20 protein-coding genes are annotated in these 17,665 nt (G+C 34.1%); 13 read left to right on the plus strand and 7 right to left on the minus strand.

Annotated features, from left to right (window positions below; translation table 11 throughout):
• The first annotated feature begins 1 nt into the window (after window position 1).
• Window positions 2–1,609, plus strand: a complete 1,608-nt coding sequence (locus BLT57_RS03685) for an Ig-like domain-containing protein (RefSeq protein WP_091422449.1) — start codon at window positions 2–4, stop codon at window positions 1,607–1,609.
• Here BLT57_RS03685 and BLT57_RS03690 read toward each other — a convergent pair.
• From BLT57_RS03690 to ahcY, 4 genes are all read right to left on the minus strand, one after another.
• Complete coding sequence (locus BLT57_RS03690) at window positions 1,596–2,375, minus strand: amidohydrolase (RefSeq protein ID WP_091422451.1); 780 nt, start codon at window positions 2,373–2,375, stop codon at window positions 1,596–1,598. The genes BLT57_RS03685 and BLT57_RS03690 overlap by 14 nt on opposite strands.
• A gap of 13 nt (window positions 2,376–2,388) precedes the next feature.
• Complete coding sequence (locus BLT57_RS03695) at window positions 2,389–3,531, minus strand: methionine aminotransferase (RefSeq protein WP_091422453.1); 1,143 nt, start codon at window positions 3,529–3,531, stop codon at window positions 2,389–2,391.
• A gap of 83 nt (window positions 3,532–3,614) precedes the next feature.
• Entirely contained in the window at window positions 3,615–4,079 is a 465-nt protein-coding gene (locus tag BLT57_RS03700; protein WP_091422455.1) for a DUF1569 domain-containing protein, read from the minus strand.
• Between the two features lie 118 nt (window positions 4,080–4,197).
• Entirely contained in the window at window positions 4,198–5,511 is a 1,314-nt protein-coding gene (ahcY, locus tag BLT57_RS03705; RefSeq protein WP_091422458.1) for an adenosylhomocysteinase, read from the minus strand.
• Between the two features lie 138 nt (window positions 5,512–5,649).
• Between ahcY and BLT57_RS03710 the strand changes: the two genes are divergently transcribed.
• The 8 genes from BLT57_RS03710 (at window position 5,650) to BLT57_RS03745 (ending at window position 12,813) form a co-directional block, all read left to right on the plus strand.
• Entirely contained in the window at window positions 5,650–6,276 is a 627-nt protein-coding gene (locus BLT57_RS03710) for a 4'-phosphopantetheinyl transferase superfamily protein (RefSeq protein ID WP_091422461.1), read from the plus strand.
• Window positions 6,277–7,008 carry a geranylgeranylglyceryl/heptaprenylglyceryl phosphate synthase gene (locus BLT57_RS03715; RefSeq protein ID WP_091422462.1) on the plus strand — a complete coding sequence of 244 codons (732 nt, stop codon included), beginning with the start codon at window positions 6,277–6,279 and terminating at the stop codon, window positions 7,006–7,008. It abuts the gene before it with no gap.
• Window positions 7,005–7,265 (plus strand): hypothetical protein, encoded by a 261-nt coding sequence (locus BLT57_RS03720; protein WP_091422464.1) that lies wholly within the window; start codon window positions 7,005–7,007, stop codon window positions 7,263–7,265. The genes BLT57_RS03715 and BLT57_RS03720 overlap by 4 nt, the downstream gene beginning before the upstream one ends.
• Entirely contained in the window at window positions 7,249–7,890 is a 642-nt protein-coding gene (gene pnuC / locus BLT57_RS03725) for a nicotinamide riboside transporter PnuC (protein WP_091422466.1), read from the plus strand. The genes BLT57_RS03720 and pnuC overlap by 17 nt, the downstream gene beginning before the upstream one ends.
• Entirely contained in the window at window positions 7,842–8,417 is a 576-nt protein-coding gene (locus BLT57_RS03730; RefSeq protein WP_091422469.1) for an AAA family ATPase, read from the plus strand. The genes pnuC and BLT57_RS03730 overlap by 49 nt, the downstream gene beginning before the upstream one ends.
• The gene (locus BLT57_RS03735) at window positions 8,414–9,970 is read left to right on the plus strand and encodes a DUF4301 family protein (protein WP_091422470.1); all 1,557 of its coding nucleotides are present in this window, start codon (window positions 8,414–8,416) and stop codon (window positions 9,968–9,970) included. The genes BLT57_RS03730 and BLT57_RS03735 overlap by 4 nt, the downstream gene beginning before the upstream one ends.
• A 23-nt stretch (window positions 9,971–9,993) precedes the next feature.
• A complete protein-coding gene (gene arfB / locus BLT57_RS03740) occupies window positions 9,994–10,380 on the plus strand; it encodes an alternative ribosome rescue aminoacyl-tRNA hydrolase ArfB (protein ID WP_369825398.1) in 387 nt (128 codons plus the stop codon).
• Window positions 10,381–10,632: 252 nt separating this feature from the next.
• Window positions 10,633–12,813, plus strand: coding sequence for a TonB-dependent receptor (locus BLT57_RS03745; RefSeq protein WP_091422475.1), 2,181 nt, complete (start codon window positions 10,633–10,635; stop codon window positions 12,811–12,813).
• A 68-nt stretch (window positions 12,814–12,881) separates the two neighbouring features.
• Here BLT57_RS03745 and BLT57_RS03750 read toward each other — a convergent pair whose 3' ends face one another.
• Window positions 12,882–13,310, minus strand: coding sequence for a hypothetical protein (locus BLT57_RS03750; RefSeq protein ID WP_091422477.1), 429 nt, complete (start codon window positions 13,308–13,310; stop codon window positions 12,882–12,884).
• A 174-nt stretch (window positions 13,311–13,484) separates the two neighbouring features.
• Here BLT57_RS03750 and greA point away from each other — a divergent pair, with 174 nt between their 5' ends.
• The gene (gene greA / locus BLT57_RS03755) at window positions 13,485–13,958 is read left to right on the plus strand and encodes a transcription elongation factor GreA (protein ID WP_091422480.1); all 474 of its coding nucleotides are present in this window, start codon (window positions 13,485–13,487) and stop codon (window positions 13,956–13,958) included.
• Between the two features lie 108 nt (window positions 13,959–14,066).
• A complete protein-coding gene (locus tag BLT57_RS03760) occupies window positions 14,067–14,456 on the plus strand; it encodes an HIT family protein (protein ID WP_091422482.1) in 390 nt (129 codons plus the stop codon).
• Window position 14,457: 1 nt separating this feature from the next.
• Here the strand turns inward: BLT57_RS03760 and BLT57_RS03765 are convergent, their stop codons facing one another.
• Both BLT57_RS03765 and BLT57_RS03770 read right to left on the minus strand, forming a co-directional pair.
• A complete protein-coding gene (locus BLT57_RS03765) occupies window positions 14,458–14,814 on the minus strand; it encodes a hypothetical protein (protein WP_091422485.1) in 357 nt (118 codons plus the stop codon).
• A 9-nt stretch (window positions 14,815–14,823) separates the two neighbouring features.
• Window positions 14,824–15,978 (minus strand): HAMP domain-containing sensor histidine kinase, encoded by a 1,155-nt coding sequence (locus BLT57_RS03770; RefSeq protein ID WP_091422487.1) that lies wholly within the window; start codon window positions 15,976–15,978, stop codon window positions 14,824–14,826.
• Between the two features lie 152 nt (window positions 15,979–16,130).
• Between BLT57_RS03770 and BLT57_RS03775 the strand changes: the two genes are divergently transcribed.
• Together BLT57_RS03775 and BLT57_RS03780 are read left to right on the plus strand one after the other, a co-directional pair.
• On the plus strand, window positions 16,131–17,000 hold the full coding sequence (locus BLT57_RS03775; protein ID WP_091422491.1) for a flavin reductase family protein: 870 nt from the start codon (window positions 16,131–16,133) through the stop codon (window positions 16,998–17,000).
• 39 nt (window positions 17,001–17,039) lie between these two features.
• Entirely contained in the window at window positions 17,040–17,411 is a 372-nt protein-coding gene (locus tag BLT57_RS03780) for a DUF3127 domain-containing protein (protein ID WP_091422494.1), read from the plus strand.
• The last annotated feature ends 254 nt before the right edge of the window (window positions 17,412–17,665 follow it).

The raw sequence follows: 17,665 nt of genomic DNA on the forward strand, positions 1-17,665 counted from the left end.
AATGTGTAAAAAAAGTTTACAAGGAGGTGTACTAATTACAATCATTGCAATGCTCATTGGTTGTGCTAATCGCGGCAACCCTGCTGGTGGCCCAAAAGATAAAGAGGCTCCAGTTATTGTGAAATCTAGCCCTGAGAACTTTTCAACTAACTTTAAAGGAGAAGAAATCAGAATTTATTTTGATGAATATGTCAAAGTGAAGAATCTTCAAAAACAACTTATTATTTCACCTCCAATGGATCCTGAACCAACAATTACTCCAATGGGTTCGGCCAGTAAATACATTAAAATTATTATTAATGATACACTAGACGATAATACGACGTATGCGTTTAATTTCGGGCAAAGTATTGTCGATAATAATGAGGAGAATCCTTATGATTATTATAGATATGTGTTTTCAACAGGTGATTATATTGATTCGTTGTCTGTTAAAGGTCAAATTTTAGATGCAGAAGACAGAAAAGCCGAATCCTTCGTTTCCGTCATGTTATATGAAAAAGACAGTACATATACCGATTCTATTGTATACAAAGAAAAACCAAAATATATTACCAATACCTTAGATAGTATAACAACTTTTAGTATTGATAACATCAAGCCTGGTGCGTATAAGTTAGTGGCTTTAAAAGACGAGAATGGTAATTTTACATTTCAGCAAGACAGCGATAAAATTGGCTTTTATGAAGGATTTATAACAGCTCCTACAGACTCTTTATTTACCATAAAACTATTTAAAGAAATTCTTGAATTTGATGTTAAACGCCCAAAGCAAGTTGCCGGACAAAAAATAGCTTTTGGCTATGAAGGGGATTACAAGGATATGGATATTGAGCTTCTTGGTGATAAGCCAGATGGATTTCAAACACGCCTTACTAAAGATGCCAAGTCGGATACCCTTTATTATTGGTACAAGCCTAAGATTGAACAGGATTCGGCAAAATTCGTAATTAAAAATAAAGCTTTTGTCGACACCCTAAATCATCGTTTTAGATCTATTGATAGAGATTCATTAATCGTTAAAGTGGCCTCTAATAGCACTTTAGCTTTTGATGAAGACATTAGAATTGAAGCAAATATTCCTATTGAAAAATTTGATAAAAAGCAGGTCACAATTTTAAACAAAGACTCACTCGAAGTTTCTTTTGAAACAACATTTGATAAATTATCTAATACCTATAGTTTTCAATTCGAAAAAGAAGAATCTCAAAAATACCTTGTGCAGATACTTCCTGGAGCAGTAGAAGATTTCTTCGGAAATGTAAATGATACTATAAATCATAATGCAAGAACAAAAACATATGCCGATTATTCTAACTTAAGAGTCACATTAAAGAATGTGGATTCTTACCCAATAATAATACAGCTTGTGAATGAAAGGGGTGAATTACAATATGAGCAATTTGCTGACGAACCGCGACCATTTGATTTTAAGGCCATTGCACCGGTTAACTATTTCATTCGTGTGATATTTGACACCAATGGCAATAGGCAATGGGATACAGGAAATTACTTGAAACAAATCCAACCTGAACGTATAAGCTATTCAAAAATAATTGAGGAAACTCGAGCCAATTGGGATCCTGTAATTGAGTTTATTCTAGATTAAAATCATCTCTATCATTCAAGAACCCTAACTTGTCTCTGTTTGCTTTAATATGAGCCATGTCTAAAGTGACAATTTCTATAACTTCTTTATCATAAGGAATTGTATCTATTTGTTTTCCTAATACATCATAAGCTGCAGAATGTCCAGAATATTCATGGTTATTAAAATCTAAACCAACGCGATTCACACCAATACAATAGCTCATGTTTTCTATAGCTCTAGCTTTTAGAAGTGCATCCCAAGCAGAGATTCTAACCTTAGGCCAATTGGCGACATACAGTAAGAGGTCGTAATCTTCAACGTTTCTAGCCCAAACAGGGAATCGTAAATCATAACAAATAAGAGGTTTGATACTCCAGCCTTTATAAGTGATTATAGTATGATTCTCACCAGTTTGATAAACGTGATGTTCGCCTGCTAAGGTAAAGGTGTGGCGTTTATTATAGGTGTCAATTTTACCGTCAGGATGAACAAATAGCAACCGGTTATAATATCTGTTACCTTCTTTAATAACCATACTTCCGGTAATAGCTGCCTTGTTTTGTTTTGCTAATTCTTGCATCCATAATACAGTGGTACCAGTCATCGTTTCAGCGACGCCTTTGGCATTCATTGTAAATCCTGAGGTAAACATTTCAGGCAATACAATAAGATCGACAGGCTCAGTCATATCGTTTATTTTATCAGTGAAACGACGTCTGTTTTCATCTGGGTTTTCCCAAACTAGATCAGATTGTATGAGTGCTATTTTTAATTCGTTTTGCATGGTTTATAATGGCCTAAATTCTGTTTAATATATCTGCTGCTTGTTTTAAAGTTTCATTTGTTTTGGCAAAACAAAAACGAAGTACATTATGGTCTTGTTTATTATCGTAAAAAACGGATAATGGAATGGATGCGATACCATTTTTAGTGGTCAATTGTTTGGCGAATTCAACGTCATTCATAGTTGTAATATCTGAATACGCGAGTACTTGAAAATAAGTGCCTTTAGAAGGGGTGAACTTAAATCTTGAATCTTTAATAAGGCTTAAAAATGTATCCCGTTTTTCTTGAAAAAAATCGGGTAAATTTAAATAATGACTAGAGTCTTTCAGATAATCGGTAAATGCTTTTTGGGATGGGTGATGAACCGAAAACACATTAAATTGATGTACATTTCTATAGGCCTCCATCAAGTCTTTAGGCGCACAACAGTAGCCGATTTTCCAACCTGTGTTATGAAAGGTTTTGCCAAAAGATGCCGTTATAAAACTGCGTTCTTTTAAGTTTTGAAATTTACAGATACTTTGGTGTTGCTCAGCATCAAAAATGATATGTTCATAAACTTCATCACTAAGTATAATGATGTCTGTTTCATTTGTGAGTTCTTGAAGTTTTAGCATATCATGTTCACTCATCACAGTTCCTGTTGGATTGTGAGGTGTATTCACAATGATCATTTTGGTCTGATTATTAATGCTATGTTCAACAAGATTCCAATCTATGAGGTAATTGGGCGCTTCAAGTGCAATAGAAATAGGCTCTCCTCCATTTAGTTTTATGGCTGGTTCATAACAATCATAGGCAGGTTTAAAGATGATGACTTCATCATTGGGTTTTACAAAAGTTGAAATGATGGTGAAAATAGCTTGTGTTGCACCAGCCGTAACTGTAATTTCGGTTTCTGGATGGTAACTTGAATTATATAGAATGTCAAATTTTTTAGAAATGGCTTTTCTTAACTCTAAACTTCCAGCCATAGGCGCATATTGGTTGTAACCTGAATTCATGGCTCTTGAAACTCCGTCAATTAACTTTTGGTCGCTCTTAAAATTTGGAAATCCTTGAGATAAATTAATAGCATCATGCGCATTTGCTAAAGCGCTCATTACAGAAAAAATTGAGGTTTCTATATTGTTAAGTTTTGGTGTGATTTGCATAAAGTAAATATACAAATACCATATTTTGAAAGAAAGATAAGACGCAAATAAAAAAACCTTACAACTCTAGATAGGTGAGATATTTATGTCATGACAATATCATTTATAATTTTTAAGTGATGATTTGTGTGTAGTGCTAAAAAATAGGTGACTCTTTTTGTGTTAATATTACCAAATAATGGGTGATTGAAATAAGCGTTCTTGTCTAAACTAGATATTGTTTCAACATTAGCCTTAGCTCGTTGCATTTGTGAGATAAGATCCTCTTTTAGGATAACTTCTGGAGGTTTAACATATTTTGGAGCTTTAGCCTTTCCTCTAGGAAAGAAACCAAGTTTAAAGAATAGCTTTCCCAAAAAACTAAAATTATTTTTATACGAATTTGGATCAGATTTTTGGAGCGCAATAATTACAGTATTAACCACCTTAAGGCTGTGGTCTATATGCCAAGCGAGATTTCCTTTAGAAATTTTTAAGTTAGAAACACTATGGTTTTCAATGTGAGGCTCTAAATTAGTAAGCGCGAGATTTAAGTTTTGTAAACTCATAATTTTTTGTTCAGCAATATCAAGGTCTTAATGTATCCATTTTAAAAATAAAACCCAAACATTCAATGAGTGTTTGGGTTTAGTTTTGTCATTCAAATTCCTGCAAATCAGGCTTTTATTAATACCTGTAATATTCAGGTTTAAATGGACCTTCTTGAGGTACTCCAATATAATCTGCTTGATCTTTACGAAGTTCAGTTAATTCAACACCAATTTTAGCTAAGTGTAATTTTGCTACTTTCTCATCTAAATGCTTGGGTAACATATAGACTTCATTTTTGTATGCATCTTTGTTAGTCCATAATTCAAGTTGCGCTAACGTTTGGTTTGTAAATGAGTTACTCATTACAAAACTTGGATGACCTGTTGCACATCCTAAATTAACTAAACGTCCTTCAGCAAGAATAATAACATCTTTACCATCAATAGTATATTTATCTACTTGTGGTTTGATTTCTACATGCGTATTACCATGGTTTTTCTTTAACCAAGCCATGTCAATTTCATTATCAAAATGACCAATATTACATACAATGGTTTTGTCTTTCATAGCTTCAAAGTGTTGTCCTTGAACAATGTCTTTGTTTCCTGTTGTTGTTATTACGATATCTGTGTTTCCAACAACGGTTTCTAAACGTTTGACTTCAAAACCGTCCATAGCAGCCTGTAAAGCACAAATTGGATCTACTTCAGTAACAGTAACAATACTTCCTGCCCCTTTAAAAGAAGCAGCTGTTCCTTTCCCAACATCTCCATAGCCACAAACTGTTACACGTTTTCCTGCAAGCATAATATCTGTAGCACGACGAATCGCATCTACAGCACTTTCTTTACAACCGTATTTATTATCAAATTTAGATTTAGTAACCGAATCGTTAACGTTAATCGCCGGCATTGATAATGTTCCATTTTTCATGCGTTCGTATAAACGGTGAACTCCTGTAGTCGTTTCTTCTGATAGACCATTAATCCCTTCCATTAATTCTGGATATCGATCAAAAACCATATTAGTCAAGTCACCACCATCATCTAAAATCATGTTTAGTGGTTTACGATCTTCACCAAAGAATAATGTTTGTTCAATACACCAATCAAATTCTTCTTCAGTCATACCTTTCCATGCATATACTGGAATTCCAGCAGCAGCGATTGCAGCAGCAGCTTGGTCTTGTGTTGAAAAAATATTACAAGAACTCCAAGTCACTTCTGCACCGAGAGCTTCTAGTGTTTCAATTAATACCGCCGTTTGAATGGTCATATGAAGACATCCAGCAATTCGAGCACCTTTTAATGGTTGAGAATCTTTATATTCTTCACGAAGACTCATCAACCCTGGCATTTCTGCCTCTGCCAATTCAATTTCCTTTCTTCCCCAATCTGCAAGAGACATGTCTTTTACTTTGTACGGTACGTAAGTTGTGGTTTTATCCATTTGTCTTTTTTTAACTTTCTTAATGTTTAATTCTATTACTCCTTTGGCTTTAGAGCTTAAAATTGGTTAAATTCGCTTGTCTAATTGTTGTATTGCCAAAGGCGCTGCAAAGATAATCATTAAGTTTCAGATAATTAAATGCCATTATATAAAACTATCCACCTAAACGAAGAAACCATTGTCAAAATATGGAAGATTACAGAGTCGTATGAGGATTTATTAGGTCCCTTAGATTTAAAGAACAATAGTTTGGAACGTGTTTTAGGAATGAAAAGCGAACTGCATCAGCGAGGATTTTTAAGTGTGCGCCATTTATTGCGGGATTTTGGATATACCGATCAAGATTTGTATTACGATGCATACGGCAAACCACACTTAAAAGATGGTAAGCATATTTCAATTACACATTCATTCACGTTTTCAGGCGTAATTATTAGTCGCTCGGAGGTGGGCATTGATATTGAAATGCAGAGAGATAAAATTGCGATCATCGCGAAGAAATTTGTAGACTATGAGTTTAATTATTTATCCGATGATGATAACGAATATATTAAGAAACTTACAGTCATTTGGGGTATAAAAGAATCGTTATATAAGTTATTTGCTACTCCGGGCATGTTATTTCGTGAACATTTTTTGGTGATACCTTTTATGTTGTCTGATGCAAAAACTGTTGCATGGATTGATTATAAGGACAAAAAGTACAGGTACAATACTCATTTTTTAGAATTTGAAGGCTTTACTTGCGCCTTCGTTACGGCCTGAATGAAAGAGATCTACCATAACATATTATATTCAATTTTCGAAGGAAAAAAAATGCTTGCTATATTAATTGATCCTGATAAGATGGCACTCCAGCAGCTTTCGGCATTTATTCAAAAGGTTAACCTTTCAATGGCCACGCATATATTTGTTGGTGGTAGTACTGTAGAAGATCATCTTACTGAAGCATTGGTTTTTGAATTACAAAAACACACGAAGTTACCAATCGTCTTATTTCCTGGAGATATTACTCAAATTAGTGAGCATGCAGATGCATTACTGTTCTTGTCATTAATTTCGGGAGATAACCCTGATTATTTAATAAAGAAGCATATATCGGCGGTGGCTCAACTCAGACATTCTAACTTGGAGGTGATTCCAACAGGCTATGTTCTTATTGAAAATGGAAAAGAAACATCTGTTGAAAAAGTAACACAAACAAAACCAATACCTCGTCAAAATATTCAGCAAATTATTGATACTGCTAAAGCAGGCGAACTTCTCGGGATGAAATTGATATATCTTGAATCTGGAAGTGGCGCCTTACAACCAATACCAGCAGAAATTATTTGTGCTGTAAAAAATGAATTAAATATACCCTTGATTGTTGGTGGCGGTATTAGAACTGCGCAAGAATTGGAAATAGCATACCAATCTGGAGCCGATCTTGTTGTGATAGGCACGGCATTTGAAGACGACGACACATTTTTTGAGGAATTAAAATTAGTGCTATGAACATATCTGTAGAATTAACATTGAGTCCGTTACAAGATGAGTATGAGCCGGCAATTATTCATTTCATAAAACAATTGCGTGCATCCAACTTGAACGTGCTTGAAAACCCATTAAGCACTCAAGTCTATGGCGATTATGATGAAGTAATGAAGCTACTAACAGTCGAAATAAAAGAGGCATTTCAGCTCATTGAAAATGGCTTGTTACATATGAAGGTAGTAAAATCTGACAGATTCGAGTATGAACCACATTTTTGAGTTTTTTTTTGAAACCTATCAAAATAGAGCAACCCATTTGATAGTTCTTGAAGCAATAGCATTCTTCTTTGGTATTGCAAGTGTGATATATGCCAAGCGAGAGAATATTTTAGTATACCCAATTGGACTCGTCGCTACAGTAATTACAGTCTATATTTTTTTACATGATGAGCTCATGGGAGATATGATGATGAATTTTTACTATTCCGTTATGAGTATTTACGGATGGTGGAATTGGTCGCGAAAAAAAGACAATACATATGTAGTGCCAATTTCTAGAACCAACAACAAAGAAAAATGGATCGGATTCGGAATGTTTTTACTTACAATGCTAATCACATACTTTATTTATAAAGGATACGGAACAGCGATTGATTCTTCTAATTATATTGATATTTTTACATCTGGGATATTTTTTACTGCAATGTGGTTTATGGCTAATAAAAAGTTAGAGAACTGGACGCTTTGGATTATTGCAGATATTATCACAGTACCACTATATGCTTATAGAGGTTGGGGAATGTTGTCATTACAATATTTAATATTTACCATTGTAGCAATACAAGGTTATTTAGCATGGAAGAAAAGCTTAAACAAATCTCAGATAGAAACACAAACTGTATAAAAGTCGTTTTATATGGTCCAGAATCTACAGGGAAAACCTCTTTAGCAAAAGCTCTTGCTGATTACTATGAAACGACCTATGTTGAGGAGTTTTCTCGTTATTATGCTGAACTCAAATCCAAACAAAACTTGCCGCTAACAAAAGACGATGTCTTGCCAATTGCCATCGGACAAATACAAAAGGAGAATGAACAATTAAAAAGCGCTAATAAACTTTTAATTTGTGATACAGATCTTCTTGAGACTCAAGTTTATTCGGAGTTTTATTATAACGGATTTTGTCCTGAAATTGTCAAAAAAAAGGCCTTGGAAAACACTTACGATTTGTATTTTTTAACTTATATTGACATCGCATGGGAAGCCGATGGTATTCGTGACAAGCCCAATAATCGATTACAAATGTATAAGAGGTTTGAACAGATATTGAAGCGATCTAAAAAACCATTTATTACGGTGAAAGGTAGTTTTGAAGAACGACTCAATACTTGTAAAAGATACATTGATGAACTTTTAAAAAAAGCATATTGAATTTTTCAGAAAAAGATATAAAACAAATTGAGCGTAAAGGGTTGAGCTTGAAAAAAGTGGAGCAGCAAATCGCCCTTTTCGAGAATGGTCTTCCTTTTTCAAACTTAGTTTCTGAAGCCACCATTGGAAATGGGATTCTTAGTTTGAAACCAGATGAAATATCATATTTTAGTTCATTATTCGACAAAACAAAAGGAGAAAAATGTATTTTAAAGTTTGTTCCAGCTTCTGGTGCAGCAACTAGAATGTTCAGTTTTTTATTTGAGTTTTTAGATGAGTATTCTGTTAGGAAAGAAAGTATTAATTCTTATATAAATAGGCACAAGAGTAAAGATTTATCCCTTTTTTTTATTGGTATTGAGAAGTTTCCATTTTTTCATATTGTTCAGGAACACCTTCAAGAAAAATATCCAAATTTTGATAGCCTATCACTTAATGAGCAAGGATTAATGTTTGTTCAAATGATGTTAGATCAGGATAAGTTAGATTATGGTAATTACCCTAAAGGTTTGCTCCCGTTTCATCTTTATAAAAATCAATTGGTAGCAACCGCTTTTGGTGAACATTTATATGAATCGGCTTTGTACTCTTCTGATGATGAATCGACCAAATTACATTTTACGATTTCAGAAAAACATGAACATAAGTTTGATGAGGAATTTACAAGGATTGAAGAAAAAGTAGAACTAAAAACAGATTCAAGATTTGAAATTTCTTTTTCTTATCAAAAAGAATCTACCGATACAATTGCGGTAACTCCCAAGAATAAACCCTTTAGGAATGATGATGGCACATTACTGTTTAGACCTTCTGGCCATGGTGCTTTAATAGAAAATTTAAACGATTTAGAAGCTGATATTATCTTTATTAAAAACATAGATAATGTGGTAACTTATAAGTATAAAGAGGAAGTTGCTAAATACAAAAAAGTTCTAGCAGGGATTCTCTTTGAGGTTCAAAAACAAGCTTTTAAGTATTTAGATTTGCTAGATAACGGTGATTTATCTGAAAATCAACTTATAGAAATTGCTGAGTTCTTAGTAAACAAAATGAATGTTAAGATAAGTTCAGAATTTGAAAAGTATTCCCTTAAATATCAGATTGAGTACTTGACGGAAAAGTTGAATAGGCCAATCCGCGTATGTGGTATGGTAAAGAATGAAGGTGAACCGGGAGGTGGGCCATTTTGGGTCAAAGACGAAAGTGGAAATATATCGCTTCAAATTGTTGAATCGGCTCAAATTAATAAAAAGAGTAAGCGTCAAAAGGAAATTTTAAAGAACGCCACACATTTTAATCCGGTTGATTTAGTGTGTGGAATAAAGAATCATAAAGGTGAAAAATTTGACCTTCGGAAATTTGTAGACCCTAAAACGGCATTTATTACCATGAAAACAAAAACGGGTAAGGACCTTAAAGCACTAGAACTTCCTGGCCTGTGGAATGGCAGTATGGCTAATTGGAATACGATTTTTGTAGAGGTTCCGTTAATTACTTTTAATCCTGTAAAAACAGTTAACGATCTTCTCAAAGCACCACATCAAATAAAATAATCATGTTTGATGAATCATTACTTTTGAATGAGTTAAAATTTAAAGCCATTCGCAGTTCTGGTGCTGGTGGTCAGCATGTCAATAAAACAGCTTCTAAAATAGAATTAATGTTTGATGTGGAACACTCAGCTGTATTAACTGAAGATCAAAAGCAACGTCTTAAATCTAATCTGCAAAGCAAACTGTCAAAGGCATTTATTTTAATCATGCAATGTGGTGAAAGTAGAAGTCAGCACAAAAATAAAGCTCTAATTATAAGTCGGTTTTTAGAATTGATAAAGCTCAATTTAATTGAAGAGAAAGAGCGCATTCCAACGAAAACTACTAAAGCAGCCAAAAAAAAGAGATTGGCTAATAAACGGAAAAAAGCAGAAAAAAAATCATATCGAAAACCACCACCAATCGATTGATTAAAATTTTAAATTTTATTGGTGTACAATCCGTAAATCTATTTTATCTTTGTAACGTTCTCAAAAAAGGGGTGCCTATTATCGGCTGAGATCATACCCATTGAACCTGAGCAGGTAATGCTGCTAAGGAAGGCGATAATCGCCATATAGAAAGACTAATTTGTATTCAAATCAAACTAGTAAGCAAAACAATTATTAATAAAGAATAATAACCTCTTTTTATTCGATTATAATGTATTTAATCTAATCGTAATGAAAAATGTATTCGCTTTTTTATGTTTTTTTGCATTGACGCTCAATGTATTTTCACAAGAGAAACAACAAGATTCAACAAAAACGGAAAAACTTGACGAAGTGCTCGTAAAAGCCGTTCGTGTTGATGCCAAATCTCCAATTACACATAGTAATTTGACTAAAAAGGAAATCGCTAAACGAAATCTAGGACAGGACATCCCTATGCTTTTAAACTTTTTGCCGTCAGTGGTAACAACTTCTGATGCAGGAGCTGGTGTTGGTTATACGGGAATTCGCGTTCGTGGTATAAGTTCTCAGTCTACTAATGTCACCATTAACGGTATTCCATATAATGATGCTGAATCTCTTGGGACCTTTTGGGTTAACTTAGGTGATTTTGCTTCGTCTGTTGAGAGTTTACAATTGCAACGTGGTGTTGGTACGTCAACTAATGGCTCTGGCGCATTTGGAGCTAGTATTAATGTGCTTACCGATGCTATATCAAAAGAGGCAACTGGAGAAATTTCTAATTCTTTTGGAAGTTTTAATACTAGAAAACATACTGTGAAGTTTAGTACTGGGTTGTTAAATGAGCATTTCGAAATTGCTGGCCGACTATCAAATATTGCTTCAGACGGATATATTGATAGGGCTTCTACCAATTTAAAATCGTACTATCTGCAGGGCTCTTATGTCGATGATAATACACTCATCAAAGCAATTACTTTTGGTGGGAGTGAAGTAACATACCAATCATGGTTTGGAATCGATGCAGAAACTTTAGCAAATGATAGAACATTCAATCCAGCCGGACTTTATACAGATGATAATGGTGATATTCAGTTTTATGATCGCGAAGTAGATGACTATAAACAAGATCATTATCAGTTGCATTGGAATGAGCGCTATAACAATCAATGGTCAACAACTGTTGGATTAAATTATACCTACGGTCGTGGGTTTTTTGAACAGTTTAGAGAAGATGACGATTTTGAGACCTACGGATTAGAACCTATAACGGTTAATGGTGAATCTGTTACCACAACAGATTTGGTAAGACGTCGTTGGTTAGATAATGACTATTATGTGATTAATGCCAGTGCTAATTATAAGAATAATAACCTAGATTTAATCTTCGGAACTTCAATTAGTCACTATAATGGAGATCATTTTGGAGAAGTTATTTGGGCAGAGTTTGCAAGTCAGAGTGATATTCGAGAGCGTTATTATGAAGGGAACGCCAAAAAGAACGATGTTTCAGTTTTTTCTAAAGCTAACTTCCGATTGAATGAACGTGTCAAACTCTACGGAGACATACAGGTAAGACATGTAAATTATGAAACCTCAGGTATAGCCTCTAATTTGGCTAACTTCACTGTTGACGAAAATTACACCTTCTTCAATCCTAAAGCAGGAATTACATTTGAATTGAACCCTACAAATGACTTCTATTTTTCTTATGCTAGAGCAAATCGGGAACCAAGTCGCGATGATTTTGAAAATAATGCCAATGTGCAACCAGAACAACTTAACGATTTCGAACTTGGCTGGAGACATAAAAAGGGCAACTTTAGTTTTAATGCTAATGGTTATTTAATGCTATATAATGAACAATTAGTATTAACTGGAAATATTGATAATGTTGGAAATCCTGTTCGCACCAATAGTGGTGAAAGCTATCGTTTAGGACTAGAATTAGAAGCTGTAATTCCAGTATCCCCAAAGTTGACCTTGCAACCTAATGCAACCATAAGTGCGAATAGAAATCAAGAGACAATCATTTCATTTGATGGTACATTGGTTGATTTAGGAGCAACAGATATCGCTTTTTCACCAGCGTTGATAGCTGCAAATGCCATTGTATATCAGCCAACTAAAAACTTACAAATGTCTTTATTAAGTAAGTATGTTGGTGAACAATTTATGAGTAATACTGAAGCAGAATTGTCCAAATTAGATGGGTTTTTTACAAGTGACTTCAACATCACATACACCATAGAAACTCAGTCGATATTTGATTCGGTTGTGTTCACAGGATTGGTAAATAATATATTCAACGAAAAATTTGTATCTAATGGTTATTATTTCACCTTTGATGATGATTTTAGTAATCCTGGAACTATTTCAACAGTGGAAGGTGTTGGGTATTACCCCCAAGCTACGACTAACTTTTTAGTAGGATTAACCTTAAAATTTTAAATAGCATCAATATAAAACTCCCAAATCACTAGATTGGGAGTTTTTATATACGTTACAGATTATTTCATCTAATTGCTAATCACCAAATTCGCCCCAGAAACCGTGACTCGATATTCCCTAAGACCGCATGGCAATGGATCTCCAAGGGATTGTCCAGTAAATAAGCTGTATTTGTTTTCATCAGCACAGCCGCAGGTCACATCAACACCATCGCGTTGTAAAAAAGAACAGTTTGGATCAAAGGCGTGATTAGGATCGGCAGCATCCCAAGCTCTATAGGTGTCATTTCCAATATTGATGACATAAATTCCTGCATTCCCTTGATTAGGAACATAGACAACATTACTGGTAAATATCAATTGACTAAATTCAGGTAAGTTGAGATTGAGTGTTGCATTGACGCCAACATCAAATAGGAAATTACATCTATTTACAGTATCATCATTACCACAATTGGTTAAAAATAAGAGAGATAAAACAAGAATAAGCTTTTTCATAGGGGTGTTAACTTTTTGTTGCAATTTACAATAATTTAAAGGTTGAATTAAATATTTTGTATCTTTGTAATTCAATCTCGTGATAGCGGGATTTTTTCATTAGTCCCGAACTCGTTTCGGGATATTTTGAATATAGCTATTAGAGATTTGATTATTAACCTAAACGAGTGAATTATGAGTAAAGTATCTTATTATACTGCTGAAGGATTAAAAAAATTAAGAGACGAACTTAAGCAATTGAAAGATATTGAGCGCCCAAAAGCGTCGCAAGCAATAGCCGAAGCAAGAGATAAAGGTGATTTGAGTGAAAATGCAGAATATGATGCGGCTAAGGAAGCGCAAGGGATGTTAGAGATGAAAATTTCTAAATTAGAAGAAACCTTGTCTGGTGCACGCGTGATCGACGAGTCTCAAATGGATGCCTCTAAGGCTCTAGTATTATCAAAAGTGAAAATTAAAAACCAAACTAATGGTATGGAAATGGTTTATACTTTAGTAGCTGATGGTGAAGCCGATTTAGCCTCTGGAAAAATCTCTGTGAATTCGCCTATTGGGAAGGGGCTATTAGGTAAAATGGTGGGAGAAGTTGCGGAAGTTCAAGTGCCTAACGGTGTTATGAAATTCGATATTTTAGAGATTTCTAGATAAGTCATTACACTTTATATAATTCGTGTGAGAACACGACACAAAATATTAGAAAAGAGTTCTAAGTCATAGGAATCTTTTTATATTTACATAGACTCTAAAAATAAATCTATGGCATCTATATTCACAAAAATAATTAATGGTGAAATTCCTTGCTATAAAGTTGCTGAAACTGAAGATTTTTTGGCGTTTTTAGATATTAATCCTAATGCGAAAGGACATACATTATGTATTCCGAAAAAAGAAGTTGATAAGATTTTTGATCTTGATGAATCAACGTATCATGGACTTATGGAATTCTCAAGACAAATAGCGATAGCTATTGAAAATGCTGTGGTATGTAGGCGCGTTGGAATGACTGTTATTGGATTAGAAGTTCCGCACGTTCACGTTCACTTAATTCCATTATCAACCATGGAAGATGCGCGTTTTACCACCAAAACACAATTAAAAACTGCTGAATTTGAAGCCATCGCAGAACGGATAGCTTCTTTTCTGTAAATTAAAAGGACAAGACTCCAGTTATCAATAAAATCACAACAATTAACACTAAGAGATCCGCCAAAATAAAAAGCCAGCCTAACCGTTTTAATTTTATTGATTTTGGTTTTGGAGTTGCAGCACGCTTTTGATACGCTACCACTTGTTCAATTTCATCGGTCCAACGCACAGGAAAGATTGCAGTATCACATACCTTACAATGCATTTCGTTGATAAGATCATCAGTGATTGCTTTGTACAGTGCATTCTCAACAAAACGCTGTTTAAACGTTAGTTCTAATCCTTCAGTAGAATAGCACTCTGGACAATTATTGTTCAGTTTTACTTCTTGTAACGTAATGTATTTTGGCGTTTTCATGTGATCTAATTAGGATATTAATTTCAACGAAATCTGCATGGTTGTTCCTTTTCCAATTTCAGAATGAAGAACTTTTATTTTTCCATTGTGATAATCTTCAATAATTCGTTTTGCTAAAGACAAACCTAAACCCCAACCGCGCCTTTTGGTGGTATAGCCAGGTTGAAATATCGAATTATAATTTTGCTTTGTGATTCCTTTTCCACTGTCTTCAACAGTAATTTTTACCAGCTTATCATCATGAGTTATGGCTAATTTTAAAGTGCCTTTGCCTTTCATGGCATCAATGGCATTTTTAACTAAGTTTTCGATTGTCCAACTATATAATTGCTTATTGAGGTCAACAAATAAGGGCTGCTCTGGTGTGGTAATTTTAAAGTTAATTAATTTTGAGGAGCGTACTTTGAGGTATTCAAAAGAGTCGATTGTTTCCTTAACGATATCACTCTTTGCCAGAGTAGGTATAGAACCAATTTTACTGAAACGATCTGTAATCATTTGTAATCTGGATATGTCTTTTTCAATTTCAATGAGATAGTCTGGATTTACGTGCTCACTTCTTAGAATTTCAGTCCATCCCACCAATGATGACAAGGGTGTTCCTATTTGATGTGCGGTTTCTTTGGCCATACCCGTCCATAATTTATTTTGATCTGCTGTCTTAGAACTTTTATAGAAGAAATATGCTACGGCAGCAAATAGGAAGATAATAAGCAATAATGCTAAAGGATAATATTTTAACTTATTCAATAATGGTGAGTAGCCGTAGTAAATTGTTGAATAGACTTCATCGTCAATCATGACCTCAATGGGCTTATTTTCAGCTTTAAATTTTGAAATCAGTTTTTTTACTGCAATTGAATCTTTAATTTCAGAGTCATCAATATTATTAGTATTTCCAACGGTACCAGTTTCATTAATAACTACCAAAACTGGTGTAGAGGTATTGCTATTTAAAATTTCTAGTATAAGATCTAAATTGGGATTGTTTTCTGAGTTTAAAAACTCTGTTTGGGCAGATGACCATATTTGCATTTTACTGCGTTCTTCTGCTTTAAAATTTTGAAAAAAAGCATAGGTATTCCATAATATTAAAGAGATAATGATAAAGGAAGCAACGATGATTATCCATCGCGTCATATTGCGGTTCATGCTTAGTGCCATCAACTATAATTTTGAATTTTAAATATAAAGGAAATATGTTAATAATATTGTGTTCAGATGGGTCGAATTCATTTTTAAAACACTTACAATATAGTTACATTTGCAGTTCAATATCTTGAAACGGTTGCGTTTAAGGGTAAAACAAGGTTAACATGGCATCTTTTAATCCAAAAGACATTTCTACAGGACGATTACACGCTTATTTATTAAGTGCTGTGGCTCCAAGACCCATTGCTTTTGCAAGTACAGTAGATGCTGATGGACTTCCAAATTTATCACCTTACAGCTTTTTTAATGTCTTTAGTTCTAATCCGCCAATTATGATTTTTTCTCCGGCTAGACGTGTGAGAAATAATACCATAAAGCATACTCTTGAAAATGTTAAAGCAACGAAAGAGGTGGTCATAAATGTGGTTAATTACGATATTGTACAACAAATGTCGCTGAGTAGTACTGAATATGCCAAAGGTGTTAATGAATTTGAGAAAGCTGGTTTAACGATGTTAGCGTCTGATATTGTAAAACCCTTTAGAGTAGCCGAATCTCCAGTTCAATTTGAATGTAAGGTCAATGAGGTTGTTGCTTTAGGAACGGAAGGTGGTGCTGGTAATTTGGTAATTTGTGAAGTTGTGAAATTACATATTTCTGATGATGTATTGGATGATGAAGGGATTATTGTGCAAGAAAAATTAGACTTAGTGTCTCGGGCCGGTGGAAGTTATTATAACCGTGCAAAAAAAGGATTTTTTGAAATTCCCAAACCATTATCAACTCTAGGAATAGGTGTTGATGCTATGCCAAGTCAAGTTAAAAATAGTATGGTGCTTACTGGAAATGATTTGGGGATGTTAGGAAATGTTGAAGCTTTACCAGAGCAAAACGAAATAGACGAATTTATAAACAATGTGAGTGAACGCTACCCTAATATTAAGGATAAATCACATCACGAGAAACATAAAATTGCCAGAAACTATTTGAGTTATGGTGATGTCGATAGTGCATGGAAACTGTTACTATCATAACAATAGTAAAGAATCTAAATTAATATAAGTAATACAAAAATGGAAGTACAAGGAAAAATCAAAATGATTGGAGAAACTCAAACGTTTGGAAGCAATGGGTTTAGAAAGAGAGAATTAGTAGTAACCACAGAAGAACAATATCCACAGCATATTTTGGTTGAATTTGTCCAAGATAAAACCGATTTATTAAATAGCTATCAAGTTGGACAAGCCGTAAAAGTTAGTATTAATCTAAGAGGTCGTGAATGGGTTAATCCACAAGGAGAGACTAAGTATTTTAACTCTGTTCAAGGATGGCGAATTGAAGCAGCACAAGCAGAGGCAGGAAGTGCGCCACCTGTAGCTCCTACAGAAGCGTTTGAACCAGCTACAAATTTAAACGAAGAAGATCATGATGATCTGCCTTTTTAATATAAGCACTCATTAAAATAAAAAAACCTCAATACTACTATTGAGGTTTTTTTTATAGAAAAAAAGTCCTGAAATTTTTCAGGACTTAATATTGTGGTTTTAGGTTTGACCATTATAAACAAACTCAAAAAAAAGCAATGTTGAACAAAATTTCATCCATAAAGGTCATTTCAAATATGGCGAAAAATCATAGAATTTCAAAGTAAATCCTTAGTTTTAACATCCTAATGGATAATCATAGTGTAAGAGTACTA

Origin of the sequence: Formosa sp. Hel1_31_208, assembly GCF_900104785.1 — a bacterium.
Lineage (GTDB): Bacteria > Bacteroidota > Bacteroidia > Flavobacteriales > Flavobacteriaceae > Psychroserpens.